21 protein-coding genes are annotated in these 24,535 nt (G+C 38.8%); 9 read left to right on the top strand and 12 right to left on the bottom strand.

Annotated features, from left to right (window positions below):
• Positions 1–394 precede the first annotated feature (394 nt).
• Together AC0VZ5_RS05955 and AC0VZ5_RS05950 are read left to right on the top strand one after the other, a co-directional pair.
• Positions 395–616: a hypothetical protein gene (locus tag AC0VZ5_RS05955; protein WP_475474565.1), complete on the top strand. Its 222-nt coding sequence runs from the start codon at positions 395–397 to the stop codon at positions 614–616.
• Entirely contained in the window at positions 609–1,496 is an 888-nt protein-coding gene (locus tag AC0VZ5_RS05950) for a site-specific integrase (protein WP_475474564.1), read from the top strand. Before AC0VZ5_RS05955 ends, AC0VZ5_RS05950 begins: the two co-directional genes overlap by 8 nt.
• Here AC0VZ5_RS05950 and AC0VZ5_RS05945 read toward each other — a convergent pair.
• From AC0VZ5_RS05945 to AC0VZ5_RS05925, 5 genes are all read right to left on the bottom strand, one after another.
• The gene (locus AC0VZ5_RS05945; RefSeq protein WP_475474563.1) at positions 1,493–3,097 is read right to left on the bottom strand and encodes a metallophosphoesterase; all 1,605 of its coding nucleotides are present in this window, start codon (positions 3,095–3,097) and stop codon (positions 1,493–1,495) included. The genes AC0VZ5_RS05950 and AC0VZ5_RS05945 overlap by 4 nt on opposite strands.
• 5 nt (positions 3,098–3,102) lie before the next feature.
• The gene (locus tag AC0VZ5_RS05940) at positions 3,103–4,101 is read right to left on the bottom strand and encodes a hypothetical protein (RefSeq protein ID WP_475474562.1); all 999 of its coding nucleotides are present in this window, start codon (positions 4,099–4,101) and stop codon (positions 3,103–3,105) included.
• Entirely contained in the window at positions 4,098–5,138 is a 1,041-nt protein-coding gene (locus tag AC0VZ5_RS05935) for a hypothetical protein (RefSeq protein ID WP_475474561.1), read from the bottom strand. Before AC0VZ5_RS05935 ends, AC0VZ5_RS05940 begins: the two co-directional genes overlap by 4 nt.
• 104 nt (positions 5,139–5,242) lie before the next feature.
• Positions 5,243–6,520 carry a tyrosine-type recombinase/integrase gene (locus AC0VZ5_RS05930; RefSeq protein ID WP_475474560.1) on the bottom strand — a complete coding sequence of 426 codons (1,278 nt, stop codon included), beginning with the start codon at positions 6,518–6,520 and terminating at the stop codon, positions 5,243–5,245.
• A 508-nt stretch (positions 6,521–7,028) separates the two neighbouring features.
• Positions 7,029–8,198, bottom strand: coding sequence for a methyltransferase domain-containing protein (locus AC0VZ5_RS05925; RefSeq protein ID WP_475474559.1), 1,170 nt, complete (start codon positions 8,196–8,198; stop codon positions 7,029–7,031).
• A 297-nt stretch (positions 8,199–8,495) separates the two neighbouring features.
• On the opposite strand from AC0VZ5_RS05925, the gene AC0VZ5_RS05920 reads away from it, so the two are divergent.
• From AC0VZ5_RS05920 to AC0VZ5_RS05910, 3 genes are read left to right on the top strand one after another with little or no spacing between them, the layout of a single operon-like run.
• Positions 8,496–9,977 carry a PAS domain-containing sensor histidine kinase gene (locus AC0VZ5_RS05920; RefSeq protein WP_138608866.1) on the top strand — a complete coding sequence of 494 codons (1,482 nt, stop codon included), beginning with the start codon at positions 8,496–8,498 and terminating at the stop codon, positions 9,975–9,977.
• Positions 9,974–10,396 carry a response regulator gene (locus AC0VZ5_RS05915; RefSeq protein WP_138608864.1) on the top strand — a complete coding sequence of 141 codons (423 nt, stop codon included), beginning with the start codon at positions 9,974–9,976 and terminating at the stop codon, positions 10,394–10,396. Before AC0VZ5_RS05920 ends, AC0VZ5_RS05915 begins: the two co-directional genes overlap by 4 nt.
• 23 nt (positions 10,397–10,419) lie before the next feature.
• Positions 10,420–12,141 carry a two-component system response regulator gene (locus AC0VZ5_RS05910; protein WP_475474558.1) on the top strand — a complete coding sequence of 574 codons (1,722 nt, stop codon included), beginning with the start codon at positions 10,420–10,422 and terminating at the stop codon, positions 12,139–12,141.
• Between the two features lie 17 nt (positions 12,142–12,158).
• On the opposite strand, the gene AC0VZ5_RS05905 is transcribed toward AC0VZ5_RS05910, so the two are convergent.
• The 4 genes from AC0VZ5_RS05905 to AC0VZ5_RS05890 form a co-directional block, all read right to left on the bottom strand.
• Complete coding sequence (locus tag AC0VZ5_RS05905) at positions 12,159–12,743, bottom strand: hypothetical protein (protein ID WP_475474557.1); 585 nt, start codon at positions 12,741–12,743, stop codon at positions 12,159–12,161.
• Between the two features lie 147 nt (positions 12,744–12,890).
• A complete protein-coding gene (locus AC0VZ5_RS05900; RefSeq protein ID WP_008114111.1) occupies positions 12,891–13,139 on the bottom strand; it encodes a hypothetical protein in 249 nt (82 codons plus the stop codon).
• 91 nt (positions 13,140–13,230) lie between these two features.
• Positions 13,231–13,782, bottom strand: coding sequence for a redoxin domain-containing protein (locus tag AC0VZ5_RS05895; protein WP_010392826.1), 552 nt, complete (start codon positions 13,780–13,782; stop codon positions 13,231–13,233).
• A gap of 11 nt (positions 13,783–13,793) precedes the next feature.
• Positions 13,794–14,375, bottom strand: a complete 582-nt coding sequence (locus tag AC0VZ5_RS05890) for an NAD(P)H-dependent oxidoreductase (protein ID WP_198522966.1) — start codon at positions 14,373–14,375, stop codon at positions 13,794–13,796.
• A 121-nt stretch (positions 14,376–14,496) separates the two neighbouring features.
• On the opposite strand from AC0VZ5_RS05890, the gene AC0VZ5_RS05885 reads away from it, so the two are divergent.
• Positions 14,497–14,856: a winged helix-turn-helix transcriptional regulator gene (locus AC0VZ5_RS05885; RefSeq protein ID WP_010392830.1), complete on the top strand. Its 360-nt coding sequence runs from the start codon at positions 14,497–14,499 to the stop codon at positions 14,854–14,856.
• Positions 14,857–14,895: 39 nt separating this feature from the next.
• On the opposite strand, the gene AC0VZ5_RS05880 is transcribed toward AC0VZ5_RS05885, so the two are convergent.
• Entirely contained in the window at positions 14,896–16,389 is a 1,494-nt protein-coding gene (locus AC0VZ5_RS05880) for an acetyl-CoA hydrolase/transferase family protein (RefSeq protein WP_475474556.1), read from the bottom strand.
• Positions 16,390–16,776: 387 nt separating this feature from the next.
• Here AC0VZ5_RS05880 and AC0VZ5_RS05875 point away from each other — a divergent pair, with 387 nt between their 5' ends.
• Positions 16,777–17,373 carry a hypothetical protein gene (locus AC0VZ5_RS05875; protein ID WP_475474555.1) on the top strand — a complete coding sequence of 199 codons (597 nt, stop codon included), beginning with the start codon at positions 16,777–16,779 and terminating at the stop codon, positions 17,371–17,373.
• Between the two features lie 48 nt (positions 17,374–17,421).
• Here AC0VZ5_RS05875 and AC0VZ5_RS05870 read toward each other — a convergent pair whose 3' ends face one another.
• Positions 17,422–17,973, bottom strand: coding sequence for a flavodoxin family protein (locus tag AC0VZ5_RS05870; RefSeq protein ID WP_054200649.1), 552 nt, complete (start codon positions 17,971–17,973; stop codon positions 17,422–17,424).
• A 112-nt stretch (positions 17,974–18,085) separates the two neighbouring features.
• A complete protein-coding gene (locus AC0VZ5_RS05865; protein WP_475474554.1) occupies positions 18,086–19,786 on the bottom strand; it encodes a cyanophycinase in 1,701 nt (566 codons plus the stop codon).
• 353 nt (positions 19,787–20,139) lie between these two features.
• On the opposite strand from AC0VZ5_RS05865, the gene AC0VZ5_RS05860 reads away from it, so the two are divergent.
• Complete coding sequence (locus AC0VZ5_RS05860) at positions 20,140–23,067, top strand: TonB-dependent receptor domain-containing protein (RefSeq protein WP_475474553.1); 2,928 nt, start codon at positions 20,140–20,142, stop codon at positions 23,065–23,067.
• Positions 23,068–23,121: 54 nt separating this feature from the next.
• A complete protein-coding gene (gene yfcC / locus AC0VZ5_RS05855) occupies positions 23,122–24,525 on the top strand; it encodes a putative basic amino acid antiporter YfcC (protein ID WP_475474552.1) in 1,404 nt (467 codons plus the stop codon).
• The last annotated feature ends 10 nt before the right edge of the window (positions 24,526–24,535 follow it).

The following is a 24,535-nucleotide window of genomic DNA, read 5'->3' as shown; positions in this document are numbered from 1 at the left end:
CCCCGCTATGTCTAAGCGATAAATCGCTCGCTTCATAGCGGGGGCTTGGTTTTTCATACCTTATACGCAGGTTTTTATTTGCAGATTGCACAGAATCGATTTTAACGCTAACCTAATACTGAAATAGCCTATTAGGCATTTACCAAAAACGGCGCTGTTCAGCTGCCGACAACACGTAATGAAGACCTTCACTCATATCAATTTAATAGTCATGTCTCACGCCACATTTAAGGCGTTAAGTCGGCGCTTTCTGCTGCCGTTTTCACGTAAAGAGGAAATTCATTAAGGCGAGATCGGTCCGAGCCTTTCGCATGTGCGAAAAACAGGGGCGAATAGGCTTCAGTGTCGCTGAGTAACTAAGTTGCCAGTTAATCTTACAACCTTGGAGATAGACATGACTTTTAATTTTAATAAAGAAATCGAACAATTAAATGAGCTAAAAAAGCTACGTACTAAAAAACGACATAAACCTTCAAAGCTCGACAAATACCAATACCAGCTCAGGAAATTCTATGAAAATGGTCATACAAAAGCTGACCTTCAACTTTGGCTTGCTAGACGAGGGGTTAAAGTGCATTGGACAACTGTAAAACGGTGGATTGATAAAAATGCCTAAATTTGCCAAAGCTGAAACGCAAGCCAAAAACGTTATTAAAGGACTAACTAAAACAAAGCGTATAAAATCTCTAGGTACTGCCAGAAACTATATGCAGTCACTTAAAACGGTTGCCAGCTGGTCAAAAGATATCGGTATTAATGGCATTCAGGCAATGAGCATTGAGCAAGCACGCATGTATCTCGATTACAGAGCTGAAATTGTTGGTCAAAAAGCCTTGGATATGGAACGCCAAGCAATACAAGCTATGATGCACTTCAATGGTAAGTTACAACCAAAACAGACCCTTTACCGCGTGAAGTCATTATTAGAAGAAATAAAACGCTCGCGTGCATACACACCTGAACAAGCTAACGCCATCTCTCAACGACAAACTGTTAAACACGAACTAGCAACACAACTTGCTTACGCCGCAGGCTTGAGAGCCCATGAACTATTAACACTCTCTAAAGCAAGTGAAAGACCGCCAAATAACCGCCCTGCTTTAGATTCAAAATGGCAAGGCCGAAGTGGTGAGCTATACACTGTAGCAGGTAAAGGCGGCTTGATACGCCATGTATTAATACCAAACCACCTTGTTTATCAATTAGAAGCTAAAAAGCTCAAGCAACCTATCACAGTCACCGATAGAGAAATTAATTATTTACAGCATTATGATATTGGTGGTGGAAAAAAATGGTCTGATTCTTTTTCTAAAGCCTCTAACCGCACCCTACTCTTTTCAACCGGCGCACACGGCCTTAGGCATAGCTATGCTCAAGAAAGAATGATTGAACTTAATGCATTAGGTTTTAAATATAAAACGGCCTTAGAGACCGTTTCACAAGAGATGGGGCATTTTAGGCCAGAGATTACAAAAATATACCTGCTAAATACTTAACTTTTATTAGTCAGTATTTTCGTCGGAACAAAAGGCGTTCTCACTTTTCCGCACAAGTAATAAAGGCCTTTATACTTTGCTAAATCTATAGTTCTACTCTGTTCTTGATCAAAGAAAACTGTTAATAAATAAACATCTATTTCGGTGCCAATTTCTAACTCATCTACGACTCTTTTTACAGTGTCTCCTGAAACAATAACATCACTAACAATGAAAATTGCTTTCTTGCCATTGATGATTTTTTTCAACTCTGAGTTTACTATTTCAACATCTTCATATGCTGTAACTTCATTTTTTACAGCTATACTACAGCTTTTAATATTTGATGCAGCTCCGAGCCTTGCTGAAATTATAGCCCCCCAATTATCTATACCTATGAAAAGACAATCTTTTTTTATCAAAACATCTGGAGGGTAGGATTCAAATATTTGGAAAACCGTATCTCTAAACTGCTTTATAGTATTACGATAAATCTCAGGTTGACTAAGAAGTGACGTGATTGCAATCCAACTTAATTGACTAAATCCACTTCTTCCTTTAGATACTAAACCATACTGACAGAGCTCTTTAGAAACAACCTCATCAAAAACTATTTGCTCAAAACCATCATTTATAACTTGAAAATGTCCGTTTAAATTAGTTCCTAATGATGTTTTGACTAAGTTAGTTTTATTCTCCTTTGAACTATTTTTGTTATTAGCACTAGAGTTTATTGCATCAATTTCTTCGAATGACCAATCCCCGTCTAAATGCTTACCTTGATGTGTTTTAAAGTTAAATTCAAAAAGTGTCGAAACATCATAATATTCACTATCAAAAAGCCTCGCACTCGGATTTAGCTTTGTTTTGTCATTTTCACCTTTTGCATACAAGCTTCCAGTTGTAATCATCACTCTAGCTTGGTCATAGACGACATGCTCAGGGATATGAATGTCACCTGAGAACCAAAATAACTTGCCGAATATATTAGGTTCACACGACAACCTTCGACTTAAATTGGCGCCACTTGTCCAAATATGCTTACCGTTCCAGTTTGCTTCTTCATTTACTGTATACTCTGCCAATTGAGTAACAGGAGGGTGATGAGACAACACATATAAATTATTAAGTCTTAGATCTCTTATATTTACGACGATCTCATCCTCTAAAGAACCTAACTCCCTGGGGGAGCCATCTTTAAAATTCGGCCCTATAGAGTCAAGCATTAATACAGCATCATTGTCATTAATTTTATAGATTACATAGTCATCACTTTGAAAAGCAATATTGTCAGTATCAGTAAAGTGAGAACTTTGGAATACTAAAAAATCTTTTTTAGATCCAGTATTTTGGCAAACATCATGATTCCCATTTGCAATAAACACATCAATTTTATGAGGAGAAAAAAAGTTCTTTAGATACTCAATTATATTTGAAGCCCAGCTATAATTTTCAAAAATTCCAAAATTTACAATATCCCCTGTAATAAAAATAGAATCAGGTTTAGAGTGGAGTTTTGACAATAGGGGGTGTAAATATTCTTGAAAGTAGGCTTCTCTTAAAGCTTCTTTGGGTGAGTTAGGCTCATGTAGATGCCAATCTGTTAAGTGTAATATGTTCATAGTTTTCAAACCAACGTATAGGTCAGATTAGAGCAACAATCGCTTAGTTGGACTAATGCTTTTAATCCTATTTGATCATTTAAGGTATCGTATTTTGTGTACTTACCAATCAAGAATGCATTAATTAAATTGCCACCTAAAATAGTTATATGTACTTGAGCTAGCTTTAACTCTGTGCCACCGACCATAAAGTCCCCTATATATATGCAAGGACATTCATTTTGCAATCGTTCTTGTTTGGGGTTTTCAACATAGTTATGTTTAGGCCCTAGGTGGTCAAGAATAATAAATTTAGGCTTCCAAATATAATCGAGAATTTCTTTTACTGCACCAGCAAGAATTGAGCCCCTTAAGCTACCAGCAACGATTGAAAATTCCCGAGTTAATCTTTTATCTATCAACGCCCTATTAATCATCTCACTCAGCATTAAAACTACCCACCGATATTTCTCAGGGTTGCTAAATAGCTTTGTAGCATTAAAATGTCCGGATGCATGTATTGGGCTAGAAGAAAGTCTTATACCATCTTTAACAGGGACAAATGCTGACTCTATTAATCTCTTAATATTTTCCAACTCAATTTCTTCAGCTTTTGCTTTTATGTTATCCCACTGTGATTCACACACTTTTTTATGGAACATATGAAAGAACCTAGTTCCTGAAGACTTTTTTGTCAGTTGATTTTGGTATTTATCTTCTGATAAATGCTCCTCTAAATAATTAATTAATTCGTGTTGATTATCAGATGAATAAAATAGTATTGAGAGTTTATTTTTATTTACCAACTCAATTAGAGGTTTCAAATAATGATCATCAACGTCTGAAACTAAGTTACAATTCACAACAAGTATCTTGACTGGTGTTAAATTGAGCATTTCTTGAGCCAGTTTCTGAAAGTATTGCCCGTTAGTCTGAGTTAGGCTTGTCGGGTTTGAGTCCGATTCCCAACTAAATAATAGAGCTCTTGTGTAAATAAAATCTGTAGAAGTTAAAAATGCACTCATCTCATTCCCTTATCAACAGGAATAGAAAACGAAATGCGTGTGCCCCTAATTTTGTTATTTAGAAAGCATGAATACCCATTTTGAAAGTGAGTAAGATTTGTTCTTTCATTTTGTTTCTTATCAGCATCTAATTCCATTACTGCCTGCTCAAATCCGATTTGCGAAATTCGGTTTAAAAATTTAGTCCAGTTTTCAAGGCCCCAATGGACTTCACCACCATTCGATATAATATTAACGCTACCGTTTAACTCAAGCACTGTCATTATTGCTCGCTTAAGTCCAAAATCATTTTGGTTAATTGCACAGCAAGCTGATATAGCCTGGATATCTGACAACTTGGGGGTATGGGTAATTTTGGAACTGTAACTCCGGTTAAGTCCTAGGCCTATATCTGTAACACTAATGAATATTTTATTCGAAGTTCTTTGCAGGCCAACAAAAGCCGTTGCTTGCCCCCATAGCAAAGAGTTTGTTACTAATTCAGCACATGTTCTTGACATCACTAAAGGCAAATTGCGCTTACCATTATCCGCAATCCCTTCAAATAAGGCACTGCACCTTTGCATGACATCACCTCTATACATTTCACGATGAACCTTTTTCCATTCTGAGAGTTCATCTTGGTCTGACGTGTCTGGTAATGAATGGATGTTTTCGTAGGACAGTATCTTAGTCTTTGGGTTAATTTCTCCAGTTTCAAAGCCACCGATAGTAAAAGGCCATATGAATAAATCATACTTATCAGACACACTAAAAAAACCGATGTCATGAAAAAATCCGAACTGTTTAGGGTGCCACTCCAATAATATATCTTGCGGTTTCCCAGTAAACTCTTTGACTCTATGGGCTAGAGCTAGAAAGAAAGAAAGGCCAGCCACATTCACCTTGCCAATAGTTAAGTCTGTTAAGTCCCACTCTACAGAGGGTTGCTTTCCTTCACTCCAAAACTTATTAAACTTGCCAAGGTCGTGCTTTGTACTATTGTAAACAGCTTTTATACTATTTAACGATCCAACATTTATTTTTATTTTCGCCATTTCCATCCCTAATATTTGAGGCGTATAAACTAAATACTGCACGCTTATCAAAGTGAACTTTACCACCAAAAATGTTAATTTCAAGGTAAACCACTGCTAACTATCTATAATTTATCCTTTGTAGTATGCATACATAGTTTTTTACTCCAATCATTTAATGTTTGAAATCGCTTGTCCATATACTCCTGCATATTATAAACGCCCTGCACACCTTGCAATTGATGGTTGAGAATTTTTTCAATCACTATGGGATCAGCTCCAATATCTGCATCACCTAACCGAGTGGCTACGGTTCTTCTTAAATCGTGAGGTACAAACTTTGGTACTCCAAGTTGCTCTAACTTCCGACTTATGGATCGTGACAGTGAGTGCCTGTCAATCGGTTGTTCACCTGGGCCTGATTTATTGGTTGCTGTACTCGGGAATACATATTTAGAATTGAGGTAGCCAAATGCTGCACGTAATTCATCAAGCAAAATAACCATATTTTGGGTAATTGGTACTTTATGGGTTCTCTCGCCATCTTTATTTTGCTTTACGCGCTCGGCAGGGATTGTCCATATCATCTTATCAAAATCAAACTCTTGCCACTGTGCGCCTGTGACTTCTATTGGCCTACAACCAGTTAAAGTAATACACTTCAATGCGTATATAACTTGTTGGCTTATACCTAGTTTTGGTAGACGCTCAAATACTTGAATAACCTCTTCAAACTCAAGCGCTCTGGTTCGCGACTTTTCTAGGCCACCCACACTCTTCTTTTTAACTGTGCTTATTGGGTTACCTTGTATTAAATCTCGCTCTACACCAAAATTAAACATTTGCTTAAGGATAGATAGCGTTTTGTTCGCCTGCGTTTTAGCACCTCTATCTGTTATTGGATCAAGCACCTTTTCAAAAATTTCACGGCGGGTTATTTCTTTAAGTTTGTAATTGCCAATAAAGGGCAGAATGTCTTTTTCAAACATTCTAATTACTGGGTCTATACCTTTTCGATTAACTTTTATGTCTCTTTCAATAAACTCATTTGCAAGCACAGCTATAGTGGGTGAGTTATCTTCAATGAACTGTTGTTTTGATGCATGCTGTTTTGTTGCGTATACGTCTTCACCTGAAGCAATTCTGCCTTTAAGACTTTCAACTTCTTTTCTTACTTCTTTTAAATCGCACTCACCATAGTATCCGAGAAGGTAATTACGTTGCTTGCCTTTAACTCCACCAAAACGATAATTAAGATAAAGTGCAATTTTACGTTTTTTATCACTTTGCGTTTTACCTACACGGGCATGAAAACCACTTAACTTTGTGTCATTTATTCGTTTAATAGGTTCAGGGACTGAGCTTAGTAAGGAATCGGTTAATAGCATTTTCACGATCGACATATGTAGCACCAAAAGAATAAAAATAAACTATATGCAGCATATATGTAGCACCACCCGTATTCAACTACTTAATTCTACTTATAGCTAATCCCAACTAATTATTTTAATTTATTTATATATAACAAAACCTTAAAAACACATTCAGTTCTACTTACAGCTACTTATTTCTACTTAAACCTAACATTAATTTTTATGGGGTGGCAGGGGTCAAGAGTTCGAACCTCTCCATACCGACCATTTAAATCCTTTCATAATTCTATATTATTCAATAAAAACTGCTTTCCTTTCGTAATACCTAATTTAATAATAAAAAATATCGCACATTTATCGCACCGACTAATTTATTGACTGTTTTTCTGCTTTTTGATTTCCATGGTATTGAGATTATGTGACGCCACAGTTAAATACTTTTAAAATAATAATTAAAAACACCATTCAACCGGTTAATATGAATAGTGTTTAAGCTAAAGTTATTTATTCTATGGGTTAGCCCATGGTTATTGATTTCTTAAAGCCTTTTAGCAATAAAAAACTGATAACCAAATTCGCCTAAATGAGATTTATATAAATCTATTTCATTTTGAATATCAACCACAGCTTGTGACCCAGTCATTTTTGATGCAACATCTTGTAAGCGCAGTTCGAGTGGCTCGTAATAATTCTTCCAAGCTTGCACTGATACCGTAAATGTATGCTGAAGCTGGTAGCCAGCTTTTTCTATTTGTGATTTACGTGTATTAACTGTTTGTATATCTGGATATTCGCTCTTCCAATAATCAATAGCATCTTGACTTGGGCTGTCAGTTAACCAAACTAAATCGCTAAAAACCAAAGTACCATCGTCGGTAAGTAACGATTTCCATTTTTTTAGGGCGTTTTCTATACCCATTATATAAGCCGAGGCTTCAGCCCAAATAACGTCAAACTTTTTAGTGCCAAAGTTTAATTCTGTCATGCTGGTGCATTTAGTTGATACCCGCTCACTCAAGTTATGCTGCTTTATTTTATCTTCTACTTTATCAAGCGCACTTTGCTCATTGTCAGTCGCTATTATTTCTGCGTTCGATAACCTTTCGAGTAATATTGTTGAGTTACCCTTGCCACAGCCAATCTCTAAAATTCGTTTAGGATTGGTACTAAGTAAATGAAACGCTTTTTTCGTGTCCTCTTCACTATTAGGCCCCCAAGATTCTAGTGCTGCAAATACGCTCATAAAATCTTGCATATATTTGTCATGTTCGTTCATATCTTTTGATAACCACCTAATTCTTAGAGCTTGCTTTTCGTTAAACCCTTGAGTTTTTAACCAGTCAATATGCGCATCTGGAGCCACTTCGCTAAGCATTTCATGCCATGACTTGCTACTGTTTTCTCCTAACAGAGACGACAGCAAAGCCAATGACTTTTGTTTTCGTTTAATGTCTTCTTCTAATTCGTTATAACGAAACTTAAGAACAGACTTATCTAACTTACTATCGAGGCAAGACTTACATTCAGCCAAGCTCAGTCCACCACTTTTTAGGTGTTGAACTAAACGCACCTGCTGTAAAACTCTTTCGCTATATACTCGGTAGCCACTTTCTAACCTCTTACTAGAAATTAGCTTAAGCTTTTCGTAATAAAGTAAAGTGGTCCTCGATAAACCAACTAATGCACCTAGCTCAGAAATACGATACACATATGACTCCATACATTTTTAAATGCGATGTTAAATGTAAACTATAGAGTAATAGACAGGTCAAGTGTCAACCTAAACTCTTTGTGTTGGTGTGAAATGATTTTTATTAAAAGCTGAAAGAAACACGTCTTTTATACACCTCACTCTGAACAGTACGTTCATAATGACTCGATAAAATATAAGAAGAAACTATTAAAATGAGCATCTAAATAACATGATCTTCCTCTAAATTTGCTGTTCATTACTTGTTCGACTATTACTATATAATAGGAACTACATTTACTTGCGGGATGCTTGATGGACCTTAAAAAAGTAAATAAAAAATCTAATTCGCCAAGTGTAAATGTAAATATGGATGAAGCATTTTTAACTCAGCTAGTTAATTGTTTACCCATGGGGGCAATGATAGTTAATACTGATGCTCAGATCCTTTTTGCCAATAGTCAACTATCTGAAATACTGGGGTATGAGGATTCAGAACTCATAGGAATGAACATAGATAGTTTACTTCCAGCGCAATTTAAAGCGAACCATACCCATTTGATGAGTCAGTTTTTTGTTAACCCTCGAAAACGCTTAATGGGTGAAGGTCGTGAGTTATTTGCGAGTCAAAAAAATGGTAAGCAAATCCCAATCGAAATAGGCTTAAACCCAATACACGGACAACAAGAGTTAGTTTTAGCCACACTGGTTGATATATCGCAAAGGCTGCGCGCTAACAATATGTTTCAACGCTCTATTCAGGCTGCACCACATGGTGTGTTAATAGTAGACCAAGCGGGCATTATTCAAGCGGTTAATCAATCGTTATGTAAATCTTTTGGCTACAGTGAAATAGAATTACTCGATAAAAAAATGGAAATGCTATTACCGCAGCGCTATCAAGGGCACCATTCAGCACTTCGCCATTCATTTCATCGTGAACCCAGTGTCAGAAGTATGGGAGTAGGCAGAGATTTAACCGCCTTACACAAAGATGGAAAAGAATTCCCAGTTGAAGTGGGCCTGAGTCCTTTTATAAACACCAATGACGAAGACATGGTGTTTGTGTCCTTGTTAGATATAACAGAACGAAAACGAATGGAAACCGAGCTAAAAGAAAATAACACTAGCCTGAAAGAATTTACCTATGTGGCCTCTCATGATTTACGCTCTCCATTGCGAGGCATTTCAAACTTAATTGAATGGGTAAAAGAAGATTTGGGCACTACCACGCCTGAAGTCGAATATAACTTAACGCGTATTGATGATCGTATTCACAAAATGGAGACGTTAATAGATAATTTATTGGCCTATGCAAGAGCTGGTAAAGCCAGCCTAGATACTCAAGTAATCGATATGCATAAATTAATTTATAACGTTACCGAACTGTTAGATTTACCAGTTGGAATGAAGATTCATAAAGACATTCAATTAAATACCATCGTGACTGCATGGACGCCACTTGAAACCGTGGTCCGTAATTTATTAAGTAACGCTATTAAACACCATGACAGTAAAGAAGGAACTATAGAGATTAGTTGTGTAGCAGAAAATACGCTTTGCCATATCACTGTGACTGATGATGGACCCGGTATACCACCAGAGGCTTACGAGCGTATTTTTAGTTTGTTTCAAACAACTTCCGATGATAAGTCGGTTTCAGGTATAGGGCTGTCTATTAGTCGGCGCCTTGCACAAGCCCATGGTGGGCGCATTTCAGTTAGTTCAAATGAACCGCACAAAGGGTCAACATTTCATGTTTGGTGGCCACGCTTTGCTAGGAAAGAGAATTTATGATCAAAAATCTATCTATACTGCTTGTTGAGGACGACGATGTTGCCGCGGAAGCCGTTACAAGAAGCTTAAAAAAAGTTGATCCTAAAATTAAAATAATTTGGAAACAAAACGGAAAACTTGCGCTAGATGCGTTACGAGAAAAAGCGCAACAAAAAGAAATATCGGAGCCTTACTTGGTATTACTTGATTTAAATATGCCAGTGATGAATGGGTTTGAATTTTTAGACCATATTCGTAAAGATAAAAACTTAAACAATACCGTTGTATTTATACTAACGACCTCCAATGAGGATAACGATCGTACTCGCGCGTATCATAACAACGTAGCAGGTTATATGGTTAAACATGCAATTGGCCCGCAGTTTGCCAAATTAGCGATACTTATGGATGCTTATATACATGCCATTGAGCTTGAATAAGCTATTTTGCAAGAGATATGGATATGAGAACTTCAATAGATGATTTTGAAAACTGCGACACTATTAACCTACTCATTGTTGATGACGATGCGGTTGATAGAGAACATATACGTCGTATGATATCTCGCTCTAACATACAGGCGAAAATTTCAGAAGCATCCTCTATTGAAAGCTCGATGTCTTATCTTGAACATGGGGAGTTTGATTGCGTCATAGTTGATTATCGATTAGGTATCGGCTCCGGGCTTACCCTGCTAGATAATATTAGAAAGTCTGTAAATAATCATTGCGCTGTGATTATGATCACGGGATTGGGAGATGAACAAATAGCAGCAGAAGCTATGCGGCTAGGAGCAAGCGATTATTTACTTAAAAACCAATTAAAAAGCGCTCAGTTGATACACTCTATATCTAGCTCTATTCAACGCGCAAGCTCAGAGAAAAAACTTCATGACATGGCACACTACGATAGCCTAACAGGCCTAGCAAGCCGCCCTATTTTAATCGATCAACTTCAACAAGCTATTACATCTCACCAAAAGCTCGCCGTTGCCTATTTAGATTTAGATAACTTTAAACCTATTAATGACAAATACGGTCACGAAATCGGAGATTTCGTGTTGAAAACCATTGCCCAAAGGCTACAAAACACATTACGCAAGGAAGATACACTAGCGCGTATTGGTGGAGATGAGTTTATCCTTTTATTAAGAGGGGCTGCGCACACAATACAAGAATATGAGATTCTGTTACAAGACGTGCTGATTGAGGTAAATGATCCGATAAAATTAGCAGAGTTTTCGTGCTCCGTTCAAATTTCAGTCAGCATCGGCGTTGCACTTCCCAGTGATGATGGCTTAACTTGTGATGACATTTTACGAAGAGCCGATCAAACTATGTACCAAGCAAAAAGATCAGGAACAAACCGGATTCTGTTTTTTGATCCAGAGGAAGAAAGCCTAAGGCATGCAAGACATGATTTGTTATTGGCTGCTGAAAAAGGCATTGCTCGTAAAGAGTTTATTCTACATTATCAACCAAAGGTAAATTTAATGGATCACCAGTTGATTGGCGTTGAAGCCTTAATACGCTGGAATCACCCTACTTTGGGTTTACTTTACCCTGGTCACTTTTCAGAGGCATTAGAGCACCCACACATTGGTATATTAATTGGTGAATGGGTACTTGCTGAAGCCTTAAAACAACATAAAATTTGGACTAGAAATCATCTTTCTATGAGTGTAAACATCTCTCCAGCTCATTTACTTAGTGAAGGCTTTGTTGAAAACCTCAGAGAGTTACTCATCAGCACTAATAATATAAAACCAAAAACCCTCGAATTAGAAATTTTAGAGAGCACCACCATTGGAAACGTTGAACAGGCAGTCGACGTTCTCAATGGCTGTAGAAATTTAGGGGTAAGTATTGCGTTAGACGACTTTGGTACAGGTTACGCCTCTTTGAGTTACTTAAAAAAATTACCTTTAGATACATTAAAAATAGATCAAAGCTTTGTTAAAAAGCTCCTATCAGACCATGAAGACAAGTCCATCGTTACCTGTATCGTGGCGCTAAGTAAAGCATTTGGGTTTAACCTAATAGCAGAGGGGATCGAGTCGCAAGAGCTCGAAAAAGTACTTATAGATATGGGTTGCTATCATGGGCAAGGCTATTATATTGCCAAACCAATGTCTGCAGATAACATGAACTTATGGATAAAAAATATGACATCAACTAAGCACTGAATCCAAATAATATCCCTCTATTTGGATTGCCAGTGGTATACATAAATAGGCGTTTGGTAAAAATCTTTAAGCTTGATAACGTTAGTTGGTTTACATGAAGGTAAAGCGAAGGTATTACTCACAATAGTGATTTTATTATTAACTTTTTCATGCTTTAACTTATCTTCAAGCGCTACCATACCACCAGGAAACAAGTAACATACCAAAGTAGACGCAGAACTAAGATCGGCATTTTTGAAGTCTTTACGATAGAGGGTAAGATTACCTAAACCCAAACTATATTTAAAAAGCACTGAAACCATCCAAGGAAACCACGATAACTCATAGCCAATAACATGTTTATTAGGATAATTTTTAGCAACCGCTATAACGAGCGTCCCCCAACCTGAACCCAAATCAATTAATACGTCCTTTTCATTCATGCTTACTTGAGCAAGCATGGCTTGGCGCGCTTTGCTTGAACTCATCATCGGTGAAATTCCCGTTTTTAGAGTACTCCAAACAATAGATAAAGCGATTAGAAGAACTAAAAAGAACAGTACTATAGCAATAAAGTCCATACTAACTAACACCTGATAACGGTTGAATATTGATGATTTCACCTGAGCTATTTCGCTTTTACATAATAAAACTAGTGAAACCATTACATAGCGTGCCATTTGTGTAAATTTATTTTATATTTAATACCTGTTTAAAATAAAACCACAAAAAAAGCGCCATTTGGCGCTTTTTAAATTAGTAGTAAGGTACTAGTGCTTACGCCCTACGCCGTTGCGCACCATGTCTTGTCCGCTTTGGAAGATCTCTTCGGTAATTTCACGTGCTAATAAAAGTTGTTGCTTGTCATCAAACACGGCTACAAAACGGCTGCCGTCAGCATTGTTAGTTGCCATACCCACGCCTGCTACGCCGGTTAAACCTAGGCCGCCGTTTTCAACTTGCAGTAAAAAACTTTCAAGTTCAGCGAGTGTATCGATTGCAGTTAGTTTGTTTTCCATTATGGTTACTCTGTGTTGCTCGCCATAGCGAGTCTGTAAATAATATGCAGTTATTTTACAGATCATAGTGGCAAACTTAAACCATCAAACATTAACCTTTATGCATTCCACGAATAGGGTAATTATTATCAGGGTTTTTAATCCAAGTTATACCTCGCAATAAAGTAGACAGATCTGGTCTTACAAATGGATTATTTGAGATATCAACAACTTGTACTGTACCGTGTTCATTCACTACATACACAGCAGGCTCAGCAAATAAATGGTCTGTTTCTTGAGCGTTGCGAGGTTGAGAAACATACAGCCCTAACGCATTCATTTGTTCAGGCTTTAATTCAAACGCAATGGGGTAACTCACTGATAACTTCTCTTTATGTGTTAACAACTGCGCTTCGCTGTCGGCCGATACAGCAATTAAAGAAACTCCAATGTCTTGTAATGACTGTTTAATTTCTTCTAACTGATTTAGATACTGCGTACACATAGGACAATGCTGGCCACGATACACAACCACCATTTGCCAAGCAGCGTCTTGCTGGACACGCCCTAACTCTACTTCGTTACTATTTAGTACAGGGCAATTAATCTTTGGGAAACGACTCCCCGGAAGAAGTTTATTTGTATACTGTGATGCATTAGTCATTGTGTTTCCTCTCAAAAGTGTGTACTTATATGTGCTTTAAAGCGCGCTAAGTCAGTATCTATATCGGCGTTTTTCATAACATCAAAACAAGCAATGGTAGGCATTGCTGTCATACCAAAAAACTTAAAGTTCATATGCATTGGGAACATTAAGTCGTCAACACTTTTACCATTAAAAAATTCTTCTGAATTGTTAAATGACTCCTCTGGTGCGTTAAATGTGAGTGACATCATATATTTAGTATCTTTAAGTGTGCCACCTGTGCCATAACCGCTTTTTGGGTCGTCCTGGTGACGACCATCGCCATTACACATGGCGCCACCCATACCGGCTGTATACACCTCGTCCATATATCTTTTAAACGAAAATGGCACGCCCATCCAGTTAATAGGTGATTGCAGTAAGACAACGTCAGCCCATTTATGAAGTGCTAATTGTGCCTCTACATCAATACTATCTGTCATAGTTACGGTTTTAACTTCATGGCCTTTTTCTATCAGTATCGATGATGCTACATCAACTAGGGTGGCATTTAATTTGCCCTCTGAAAAAGAATAATATTGGTGTGCATTTATAATGAGTACCTTGCTCATGTGATCTCTCCAAAAATAGTACAAAAATTGGTCTTTACTTTAATGTGGTATATAATAGTTACCTGAAGAATAGATTCAATTAGTATACTTTTAGTAACCACCCTATTTTAGAGGTTAAATTTTGGAAAGCTCTATAGAAACAGATAGTAAGGGAAGAAAAAAAGTTTTAAATGCCTGCTTAGAACCTTGTGCTATTGAAAAAGGAATGCGCTTAATTGGCGGGAAGTGGACAAGCTCTATTATTTATCACTTAAAAGATGAACCTGTTCGCTTTAATGATCTAACTCGAATGTTAGGTGGAGCGAGCAAAAAAATGATAGATCAACGTTTAAAAGAGTTAGAGGCCAATAAGATGGTTTTAAGGACGGTGATCAGCACTAGACCTATTGCTGTCACCTACGAGCTCACTGAGTTTGGGCGCTCTGCACTAGGAATTCTTCACGATCTTAGGGTTTGGTCTGAGTCTAATATTTTAGACTAATTACAAAATAAAAACCCCGCAGATGCGGGGTTTTATGTATTAACTTTGCTTCATTGTGCCTTGTTGCTCAAGGCGGGTATGCCAGCTGAATGCCTCTTCTAAAATATGAGGCGTATGACCGCCACGAACACATGCACGCTCGTAGTAGTCAAGCATGGCGTTGCGATAATCTGGGTGTACACAGTGCTTAATGACTTCAATTGCACGTTCGCGTGGTGCTAAACCACGTAAATCAGCAAGGCCTTGCTCGGTTACTAAAATATCAACATCGTGCTCGGTATGATCAACATGGCTTACCATAGGCACAACACTTGAAATAGCGCCACCTTTGGCAATTGATTTAGTTACAAACACCGATACATGCGCATTACGTGCAAAGTCGCCTGAACCACCAATACCGTTCATCATTTTAGTACCACATACATGAGTTGAGTTAACGTTGCCATATATATCAAACTCAAGTGCCGTGTTAATTGCAATAATACCTAAACGACGCACAATTTCAGGGTGATTCGACATTTCTTGTGGACGAAGTATTAGCTTATCACGATACTTTTCAAGGTTATTAAATACTTGTGAGTTACAACGCTCTGATAAAATAATTGAACACCCTGATGCAAAATTAAGTTTACCCGCATCAATTAAATCAAAGGTAGAATCTTGTAGTACCTCTGAATACATAGTGAGGTCTTTAAAATCAGAGTCTAATAAACCCATCATTACTGCGTTGGCAATGTTACCTATACCGGCTTGTAATGGGCCTAGGTTTTCAGGCATACGCTGTTGTGCTACTTCTTCTTTAAAAAAGTTAACTAAGTGACGTGCAATAGAGGCTGTGTCTGCATCTGGGTCGGTAACAGTTGAAAATGAGTCACTTTGATTGGTAAATACAATACCCACAATTTTAACCGGATCAATTGGAATTGCAGTACTACCAATGCGGTCATCTACTTTCACTAGCGGCACTGGCGTACGTGTAGGACGATAAGATGGAATATAAATGTCGTGCAGCCCTTCAAGCTCTGGCTGGTGTAACATATTAATTTCTACAATTACCTGTTTAGCAAAAATAGCAAAGCTGGCTGAATTGCCCACTGACGTTGTAGGTACTATGTGGCCTTCTTCAGTAATAGCTACGGCTTCAATGACCGCTACATCAGGCATCGTTAACTGATGATTACGGAGCTGTTCAACGGTTTCAGATAAATGCTGGTCAATAAACATGACCTCACCGTTGTTAATCGCTTTACGTAATGTGCTGTCTACTTGAAATGGCATACGACGCGCTAACGCACCTGATTCAGTTAGTAGCTTATCTAAGTCGTTTCCTAATGACGCGCCCGTCATTAGGTTAATTTTCATTGGGTTTTCACGCACTCGCTCTGCAAGCGCACGTGGTACAGCTTTCGCTTCACCGGCACGAGTAAAACCACTCATACCCACGGTCATGCCGTCTTTAATAAATAAACTGGCCTGCTCTGCAGACATCACTTTGTTGTGTAAGTCGCTACGACGAATTCGTTCTAATTGCATTTGGAACCCCTTAAACCCCATTTTTATTTGGCGCTATTCTAAGTATTTCCTTATGCTTCGTAAGCTAGACCTAAGTCTCATTTACGCATTGTTGATATAAAAACATCGCGAAGCGTTTTAATTTTGTACACTTTATTACTTAACTTATTGGTGATAATAAGGTTAAAATACTAAAAAACGCATACAACTATTTAACTCACTGAGTTTAGAAATAAACAAAACTAATTAGAATCAACCATTTAAAATTTCAATCAGGAAGGTTGAAATTTTTAATTGTATAAAAATTTAGCCGCGCTATGCGGAGCTTACAAAATAACAAACTGTTCATTCATTGGGCAGTAACCTTGTGAGGAATAAAATCCACAATTTAGGTATTAAGGAAAATACATGGATTTGTCTGACGAAGAAATTAACTTTTTATCTGGCTTATTTGAACCTAGTCAAAGTACTGCATTATCCACTGAAACAAAGCTTACAGTGCAAACATCGATTCCAGATGGTATTGCGCATTTACTTGGGCAAGCTAAATTAACCTTATTAGCAGAAGTAGCCCACTACCAACTGTGGTTTCCACTTCAATTTAAAACCGATGAATTAGGCCATTTCAGTACTGTATTAGAAGCCCCCGAGGTGATTGATACTAAAGGTATTCAGCGCAGCTGGCGGTTGAGCGAATTAAATATCCAAAGCCAAGGTTTTTGCATTGAATCTATATCTAGCACAGGGATATTTTTAAAACCCACATCAGTACACAGTGAACTTGATGAGTTGCAGAATATGCAATTTATTTTACCCAACGAAGCGGCGATATCATTAGATATAGAACCGGTTAGGCAGAGTAAGTGTGGCATAGCAGCAAAAATTAAACACATTCACCATGGTAAAGAGCAGCTAAGAGCGTATTTATTTGAAGTTCATAAACGTCAATTTTCAAGCTTATACCAGCTAGAGCACAAACAACAAAAATTAGAATTATCAAACTAAAAAAGCCACACAATGTGGCTTTTTAAAATTAGCTAACTAAAGTGATTTTTACTTTAAACGCTTCGCTACATCAGCTACACGTTCGCCGTATAAACGAGCAGTTTCTAAATCGCCTGATGGAATAGCAGATTCATCTGCATCAGTAGGTGATTGCACTAATACGCCAACTGAACCGCCTAAGTTATTGATGTCTTGACGAGTTGATTCCAGTTTATTGGCTGGTGGTAACCCTAGGCTTACCCAAATTCCACCATGTTGCGAAGCCAATGTTTGCATACTAATTAGAGTGACTTGTTTATCGCCATTTAGGCTGCCGCTATTAGTAAACCCGCCAAATACTTTGTCTTTCCACCCCATGGTAAACCATACTTTAGAGGTAGCATCAACAAACTTTTTAAACTGCCAAGGATATGAGCCCATATAGGTAGGTGCACCAAAAATAATGGCGTCTGCATTGTTTAATACATCCCAATCGGTGTCTTTTATGTCGCCATTCTCATCGATTGCAATAAGCTGAGCGTTTGCTCCATCAGCTACAAATTCAGCCACTTTTTTGGTATGGCCATATCCCGAAAAATAAATAACCGCTACTTTACTCATGAACCTTCCTTTTGTTGTGATTTAATAAACACGCTTGTAACTATAGTATGGCCGCTTAATCTAAAATCAACTAAGCAGCGTGTTTAATTAAATGAGTTTGTGTGACATTAAATTAAAAGGTACTCACTGCAATTTCTAAATTACTCACTGCACAGCCATACTGCGCAGCACTAATACGGTAATATCCAGACTCAGGCGTGGCAGATAAACTAATAATAAACTCATCTTGCTGGCCAACAGCCGTTTGTTCTTGGCTAAGGCACATGGCTTGCGTTAAAGAGCGTAATTTGGCCTGCGTTAAAATGCTGCCAAAACGCTGAACTGGTAAAGGCGGTATTTTAATTGCTGGCAATGCTTGGCTAATACTGCGCTGACTTAAGGTAAAATCGTTATTTTTAATATCAATCACACTGCCCACAGGCCAATAAGAGTAACTATAGGTTTTAGTTTTAGCCTGAGCTTGCCCTGTTGATTTAACCATCACTACACCATTTTTGCCAATTACAGTCATTAAATTGCCAGCTTCAGATTTAATCACCACTAGAGCGGTGGTTTCGTCTACACCAAAACCGAATGTCGGCTGATCTTGGTTTGCGCTTAAGTCGTCGAGCAAAGTGCCTAGTCTTAATGTACGGTTTCGCTCGCTAAAGTGTGTATCGAGTACACCGTAACTAAATGTGCCTAAACCCCCAAAGCGGTTGTAAGTTAAACTATCGCTGTTTGAGCGTTCACTTGGGGCATCAATGGCTTGTGCGCCTTCTTTCAATGCCGACAAGCTAGTGCCATTGGTGATCATCACCACATTCCCGGCGTGGGCTTGCCCACCACTTTGCACCGCGGTACCTGCACTTGTTCCAACAATAACAGGGCGAGACTGTAATGCTTTTGTCCAAGGGTAAGGCTGGTTATTTTCATCAAATAATACTTTTCGAGTTAGGCTTTGATCGCCACCATTAAACATCACACCGGTACTGTTTTTTATTAGCTCTACTAAAGCGTCGATGCCTTTTTTACACAATTGATATTCAGCTTGTGTGCGATCAGGGTAAATATGTTCGCGTTGATATAGCCCCATTTCGGAGTGCCTAAGCGTGGTTAAATCATCACACTTGTTGGTGGTTATTGCTTTAGCAAGCGCAGGGGTTAATGCAAGCCATTGCGAATTTACATTAGGGAAGCTTAGTAATCCTTCGTAAAAATCAGCAGATTCATAAGGGTCTCTGCTTGAGGCGGTAATGGCCAGTATACTCGGGTTGGAGTTATTAACTTTTAAACTACCCGATATAAACTGCAAAATCTCTGTCGCTGCCGATTCGCTATTAAGCGCAGTATTTACCCGCTCTTTTAGCCGTGTGTTGTCGCTTTTTATTTGAGCTACTTCAAGCATATCTATTACAAAATTGTATTCTTGATCCGATAAACTATTGAGCTGTTTGCTATCAACATCGCGCCACAACCATAACAGTTCTTTTTTCGATAATGTGGGCGATGACTTAGCCTGCATTGTTGCTAAATTTTTAATAGTGTTATTTTTAGCTTGGCTATTTTTACTGGGCCATTGTTGCTTTATTTGGCTAATTTTAGTGTGAGAGAGCGCAAATACATTATGCGTTTTACCCGAGATCTGAGTATTTTTTTCACAGTTTTTAGAGCTTAAACTGGCGCATGTTGTGAGAGCTCCCCCCACTAAAACAAGAGTTTGATTAGACTCTTTTGCGCCTAACTGTAGCGAAAAAGCAATTAAAATTGAGTAAAAAGCGGTTATTATTCGCGATTTAACTAACCGCTTGTTTGGTAAATATATTCGTTCCATTATGTTACACTCATGTAAAAAATTATAAGAAATAACTTGCGAGAGCGTCTCTCACTTGCTATAAAAAAAAGGAACTTTAAAACGCGAGTAAGCTAGCACCCATTTGCTAGCTTTGTCAAAAACCTTTTTGGAACGAGAATTATGTTTAAAAAAGCAACACTGCTTACAACATATTTCTACTCACCACACTACCTTTCGGAGTGGTTTGACGAGTAGCCCACCACCTCACTAATTTCTGTGAGGGGCTCAGCGTGTCATTTCACCATTGCCCTGTCTAAAAAACCATAATAATTAAAGCCTTAAGAAATATTAAACCTATTTCTGCGCGCTTAAAAAAGACAAAAGGTACTACAATGTTTCGTCAACTAACTATTGCGGCCACAGTAAGCGCTTTACTGAGCCCTGTCACTTGTGTGTATGCACAAGAAACTCAAACTAATACCAACATTGAACGAGTAGAAGTAACAGGATCTCGCTTAAAAGGCGTTGATCTGGAAGGCACTATTCCACTAACCGTGCTAGACCAAGATGCAATCAAACGCTCTGGCGCTAATACTATTCATGAATTACTCAAAGATTTATCTGTTTTTAAAGGCGGAAGTGGCACATTTTCAACCTCTGAAAGTGGCGGTACGTCTACCTCAACACCAGCGGGTCAATCAGCAGCGAGCTTAAGAGGCATGGGGCCATCAGCAACGCTTACATTAATAAATGGGCGAAGAGTTGCGCCTAGCTCATTTGCTGCAGGCACTGAAAACTTTGTAGATGTTAATTCTATTCCACTTGCGGCCATTGAACGTATTGATATTTTAGCCACCGGTGCATCAGCCGTTTATGGTGCCGATGCTGTAGCGGGTGTTATTAACTATATTTTAAAAGATGATTTTGAAGGCGCTGAAATCAACACTTCGTTTGCCGATAGCTTTGATCAACATGACGAAAGTAAAAAACAATTAAACTTAGTGTATGGTTCAAAAATAGGCGAGAGTAACTTAACGGTATTTGCAGATATATATGACCGTAACGCTTTTAAAGCGACCGATCGTAATTACACGGCCTCTCCCTCTTTAGTGAATGGTTACTCATATTTACCTAAGCTGGAGAACTCACCTAATATTTATTATTTCAGCAGCCGAGATGGTAACGAACTTCCATCACCAAACTGCAAAACCGAGTTAGTTACTACTGAACTTGATGAACAAATTTGTGCTTACTACCCAAATCAAGATGATTACCTAGATACCCCATTTGAAAGCCTTTCAACTGGCTTTATGTTTAATAGTGAGCTTGGTGGTCTACAATGGCATACTGATTTTTTTTACAGTCAGACCAAGGCAAAAGCGTATTCATCGCCCTCACCTATTAACCAAATTAATGACGACGACGGCCCGTATGTTTTAGAAGACGCCTTATTTATTTACAATAATGCCGATGGAAGTAATGATTTATTAGATCAACTCTACATTGACCCATTTGATACCCAAAGTGGCCGAGAAGTATATGGCTTTGCGTTTGATGCGCGCTTTAATGCCCCAAGAACGGTGGAAGTAGAAACGAAAAACTTTCGCTTGGTAAGCAGTCTAAGTGGTGAAATTGGTGATTGGGGTTGGGAATCTGGTGTTACTCTTTCTCGCTCACGCTCAGAGCAAGAAGCGATTGCAGGGGTATATAATCGTTACCAGTTTCATGGCGCGATTACAGGCGAGCTATGTTCAGACGGTACGCTGGCAAGTTATGACGGTACTGACTTAAACTGTGCATCGGGAGAGTTGCTACCTTTTTACAACCCTTTCCTTCAAGGCGACGCCGCTAATGATGCCGTTTTGGCAACAGCGCAAGCTCGCCCAACACGCAGTGGAGAAAGTACTGTTTACGGCTGGGATGCTAACTTTAATGGTGAACTATTTACCTTTAACGACCTACCAGCCTATGCCTCATTTGGGGTAGAAGCACGCCGTGAAGAGCTAAGCGACATTCCTTCGCTTAATTCACAAGCTCAAGCAGATAAAGACTATCTTGTTGATGTATTTGGCTTTGGCTCTAGTTTATCAGAAGCCGATCGCACTCAATATGCCGCCTTTGCTGAATTAAGTATTTCACTGAGTGAGCAAATAGAGCTACAAGCAGCGGGTCGATACGATCATTACGATGATTTTGGTGGCACCTTTAATCCTAAAATAGGTTTGAGCTATCGCCCGACTGATTCGTTAGTTGTTCGTGGTTCATGGTCAACCTCGTTTAGAGCACCATCATTAACTCAAGCTGGCGTTAAATTAAGAACCACGCAATCTACTTTTGACTGTGGTGCCAACCAAGCTGTAGCCGATTTATACTGTATGGGTGATGGCACCCAAGTGAGTGTTAATTCGTTAGAATTAGGTAACCCTAATCTAAATGCAGAAGAATCTGAGGCTATCAGTGTTGGTTTTGCATGGAGTCCATCGGCTAATACTAATTTAACCATTGATTATTGGCAGTTTGATCATGAAGAAGTAATCGATACCAACATGACCGCAGTGCTCGACCGCGCCATAACTGATGCATCACTTCGTCACTGTGGCATTGTGCCACCGGGCGAGCAAGGCATATCGTACGATGAAGCATTATGTGATGTCACCGACACCAGTGGTTTAAACATAGAGCAAGACGGCGCTAATTTAACTGAAATTTTAAGCAGTTATATAGATGAATTTAACCCACGTGATGACGAGCTATTTTTACCGTTGTTTCGCGATCATGCTATCCCACTTGAAAACACTGGTACACAAACATTAGCAGGCATAGACTTTAAGTTTGACCATAGGTTTGTTTTATCAAGCGGCGATTTGACCTTTGCGTTTGACGGCACTCATTCCCTTGAGTTTGAACGTAATAAACCGGGGTCTGACTCGTTAGAGAAGTTGGTAGGAACTTATCGTTATCCTGAAAATATTGCGCGTATGTCAATAGATTGGGAAGCGCAAAATTACTACCTTAACTTAGGTGCAAACTACACCAGCAGCTACGAAGATGATATAGAAGGCCTGCGTGGTCGTGAAATTGATGAGCTAGATTCGCTTGGCGTATTAGACTCAAAAGGTGAGCATCAGGTTGATGACTGGCTCGTTTGGGATTTATCAGCGGGTTTTTATGTTAATAAATCGCTGACTTTGCGCGCGCGCATCAATAATATTTTTGATAAAGAGCCACCCACTCTTTATGGCTCAAGCCGTGGCTTTGATTCAATTAATCATAATGCCCTAGGTGCTAATTATAAATTAAGTATTAGCTACCGCTTTTAACCGCTTAGCCGCAAAGCAAACGCTTTGCGGCCTTCCTTTTATTAAAGTGAAATTATGAAACAAAAACAATTTTCTATGCCAGATGCAAGCATCATTTTGCTGTGTGTGGCAGTGGTTGCCTATATGGCCACGGTATTTATTACCCCTGGGGTATTTAATGCAGAATCTGGTAGCCACACTGTGCAGCTTTCACAATATCAAGCCGTTAACGACCAACAATCACCACCTGTTTTTGCACAAGGTGGCGACATTGGTTTAGCAAATGTATTGTTTGAAGGCTTAGTGTCGGGTGATAAATATGGTGCAGCTATTGGCGTAATGGCGTTTATGTTAATCACTGGCGGTGCCTTTGGCATTATTATGAAAACCGGCGCGATTAATAACGGCATTATGGCACTTATTAATAAAACCAAGCGGGTTGAATGGCTGTTTATTCCCTTACTGTTTTTACTATTTTCGTTAGGCGGCGCGGTATTTGGTATGGGCGAAGAGGCTATTGCATTTTGTATTGTGCTGCTCCCTATTATGCAACAACTTGGCTACGACGCTAAAGTCACTGTACTTACAACTTACGTGGCCACGCAAATAGGCTTTGCCACCTCATGGATGAACCCTTTTAGCATTGCTATAGCGCAATCGATAGCTGAAATTCCAGTGTTTTCTGGTGCGGGCTTTCGTATGCTAGCTTGGGCTTGTTTTACGCTTGTAGGCCTTGTGTTTACTATGCGCTATGCAAAACGGATAAAAACACAATCCCAAAAAACGGGTGATCAGCCAACGATTAAACTCAGCCTAGCCGATGCACTCACATTATTAGTGTTTGTATTGGGCATAGCTTGGGTCGTATGGGGGGTGATGGCGCGCCAATATTATATTCCTGAGCTTGCTGCACAGTTTTTTTGTATTGGCCTTATCAGTGCAATAATTGCCATCGTGTTTAAAAAGCTAACCGCGAATGAGTGCGCGGATGCGTTTAAACACGGTGCACAAGAATTATTGCCAGCGGCGTTATTAGTCGCACTGGCTAAAGGCATTGTATTACTATTAGGGGGTAGTGATTTAACCACTCCCTCGACCCTCAACACCCTGCTTTATTACTGTGCAAGCAGCATAGCCAGTGTGCCAGATTACATTGCAGCTTGGGGAATGCTGGTGTTTCAAAGTGTATTTAACTTTTTTGTTTCATCGGGTTCAGGCCAAGCTGCCATCACTATGCCGCTGATGTCTCCACTTGGCGATTTGCTCAATGTATCAAGGCAAATTGTAGTATTGGCCTTTCAATTAGGTGATGGATTAACCAACATTTTAATTCCCACCTCAGCTAGTTTAATTGGTTGTTTAGGGGTCGTGAAATTAGATTGGGGAGAATGGGCTGCGTTTATTTGGCGCTTTGCTCTAGCACTTTTTGTATTAGCAAGCGGCTTTATATTTCTTGCTTACTTTATTAATTATCAATAAAAAGAATTTG

This window comes from Pseudoalteromonas sp. QJM3NY_12, assembly GCF_056173165.1.
Note: the sequence above shows the minus strand (reverse complement) of the source record. Positions and strands in the feature narration are given on the sequence as shown.

Excerpts from the sequence above, each read along its gene's own strand:
- AC0VZ5_RS05900 (WP_008114111.1), bottom strand. The coding sequence starts at position 13,139 with ATGGAAAACAAACTAACTGCAATCGATACACTCGCTGAACTTGAAAGT.
- AC0VZ5_RS05860 (WP_475474553.1), top strand. The coding sequence starts at position 20,140 with ATGTTTCGTCAACTAACTATTGCGGCCACAGTAAGCGCTTTACTGAGC.
- yfcC (WP_475474552.1), top strand. The coding sequence starts at position 23,122 with ATGAAACAAAAACAATTTTCTATGCCAGATGCAAGCATCATTTTGCTG.
- AC0VZ5_RS05920 (WP_138608866.1), top strand. The coding sequence starts at position 8,496 with ATGGACCTTAAAAAAGTAAATAAAAAATCTAATTCGCCAAGTGTAAAT.
- AC0VZ5_RS05940 (WP_475474562.1), bottom strand. The coding sequence starts at position 4,101 with ATGAGTGCATTTTTAACTTCTACAGATTTTATTTACACAAGAGCTCTA.
- AC0VZ5_RS05950 (WP_475474564.1), top strand. The coding sequence starts at position 609 with ATGCCTAAATTTGCCAAAGCTGAAACGCAAGCCAAAAACGTTATTAAA.
- AC0VZ5_RS05945 (WP_475474563.1), bottom strand. The coding sequence starts at position 3,097 with ATGAACATATTACACTTAACAGATTGGCATCTACATGAGCCTAACTCA.
- AC0VZ5_RS05930 (WP_475474560.1), bottom strand. The coding sequence starts at position 6,520 with ATGTCGATCGTGAAAATGCTATTAACCGATTCCTTACTAAGCTCAGTC.
- AC0VZ5_RS05870 (WP_054200649.1), bottom strand. The coding sequence starts at position 17,973 with ATGAGTAAAGTAGCGGTTATTTATTTTTCGGGATATGGCCATACCAAA.
- AC0VZ5_RS05865 (WP_475474554.1), bottom strand. The coding sequence starts at position 19,786 with ATGGAACGAATATATTTACCAAACAAGCGGTTAGTTAAATCGCGAATA.
- AC0VZ5_RS05880 (WP_475474556.1), bottom strand. The coding sequence starts at position 16,389 with ATGCAATTAGAACGAATTCGTCGTAGCGACTTACACAACAAAGTGATG.
- AC0VZ5_RS05915 (WP_138608864.1), top strand. The coding sequence starts at position 9,974 with ATGATCAAAAATCTATCTATACTGCTTGTTGAGGACGACGATGTTGCC.
- AC0VZ5_RS05935 (WP_475474561.1), bottom strand. The coding sequence starts at position 5,138 with ATGGCGAAAATAAAAATAAATGTTGGATCGTTAAATAGTATAAAAGCT.
- AC0VZ5_RS05890 (WP_198522966.1), bottom strand. The coding sequence starts at position 14,375 with ATGAGCAAGGTACTCATTATAAATGCACACCAATATTATTCTTTTTCA.
- AC0VZ5_RS05910 (WP_475474558.1), top strand. The coding sequence starts at position 10,420 with ATGAGAACTTCAATAGATGATTTTGAAAACTGCGACACTATTAACCTA.
- AC0VZ5_RS05875 (WP_475474555.1), top strand. The coding sequence starts at position 16,777 with ATGGATTTGTCTGACGAAGAAATTAACTTTTTATCTGGCTTATTTGAA.
- AC0VZ5_RS05955 (WP_475474565.1), top strand. The coding sequence starts at position 395 with ATGACTTTTAATTTTAATAAAGAAATCGAACAATTAAATGAGCTAAAA.
- AC0VZ5_RS05895 (WP_010392826.1), bottom strand. The coding sequence starts at position 13,782 with ATGACTAATGCATCACAGTATACAAATAAACTTCTTCCGGGGAGTCGT.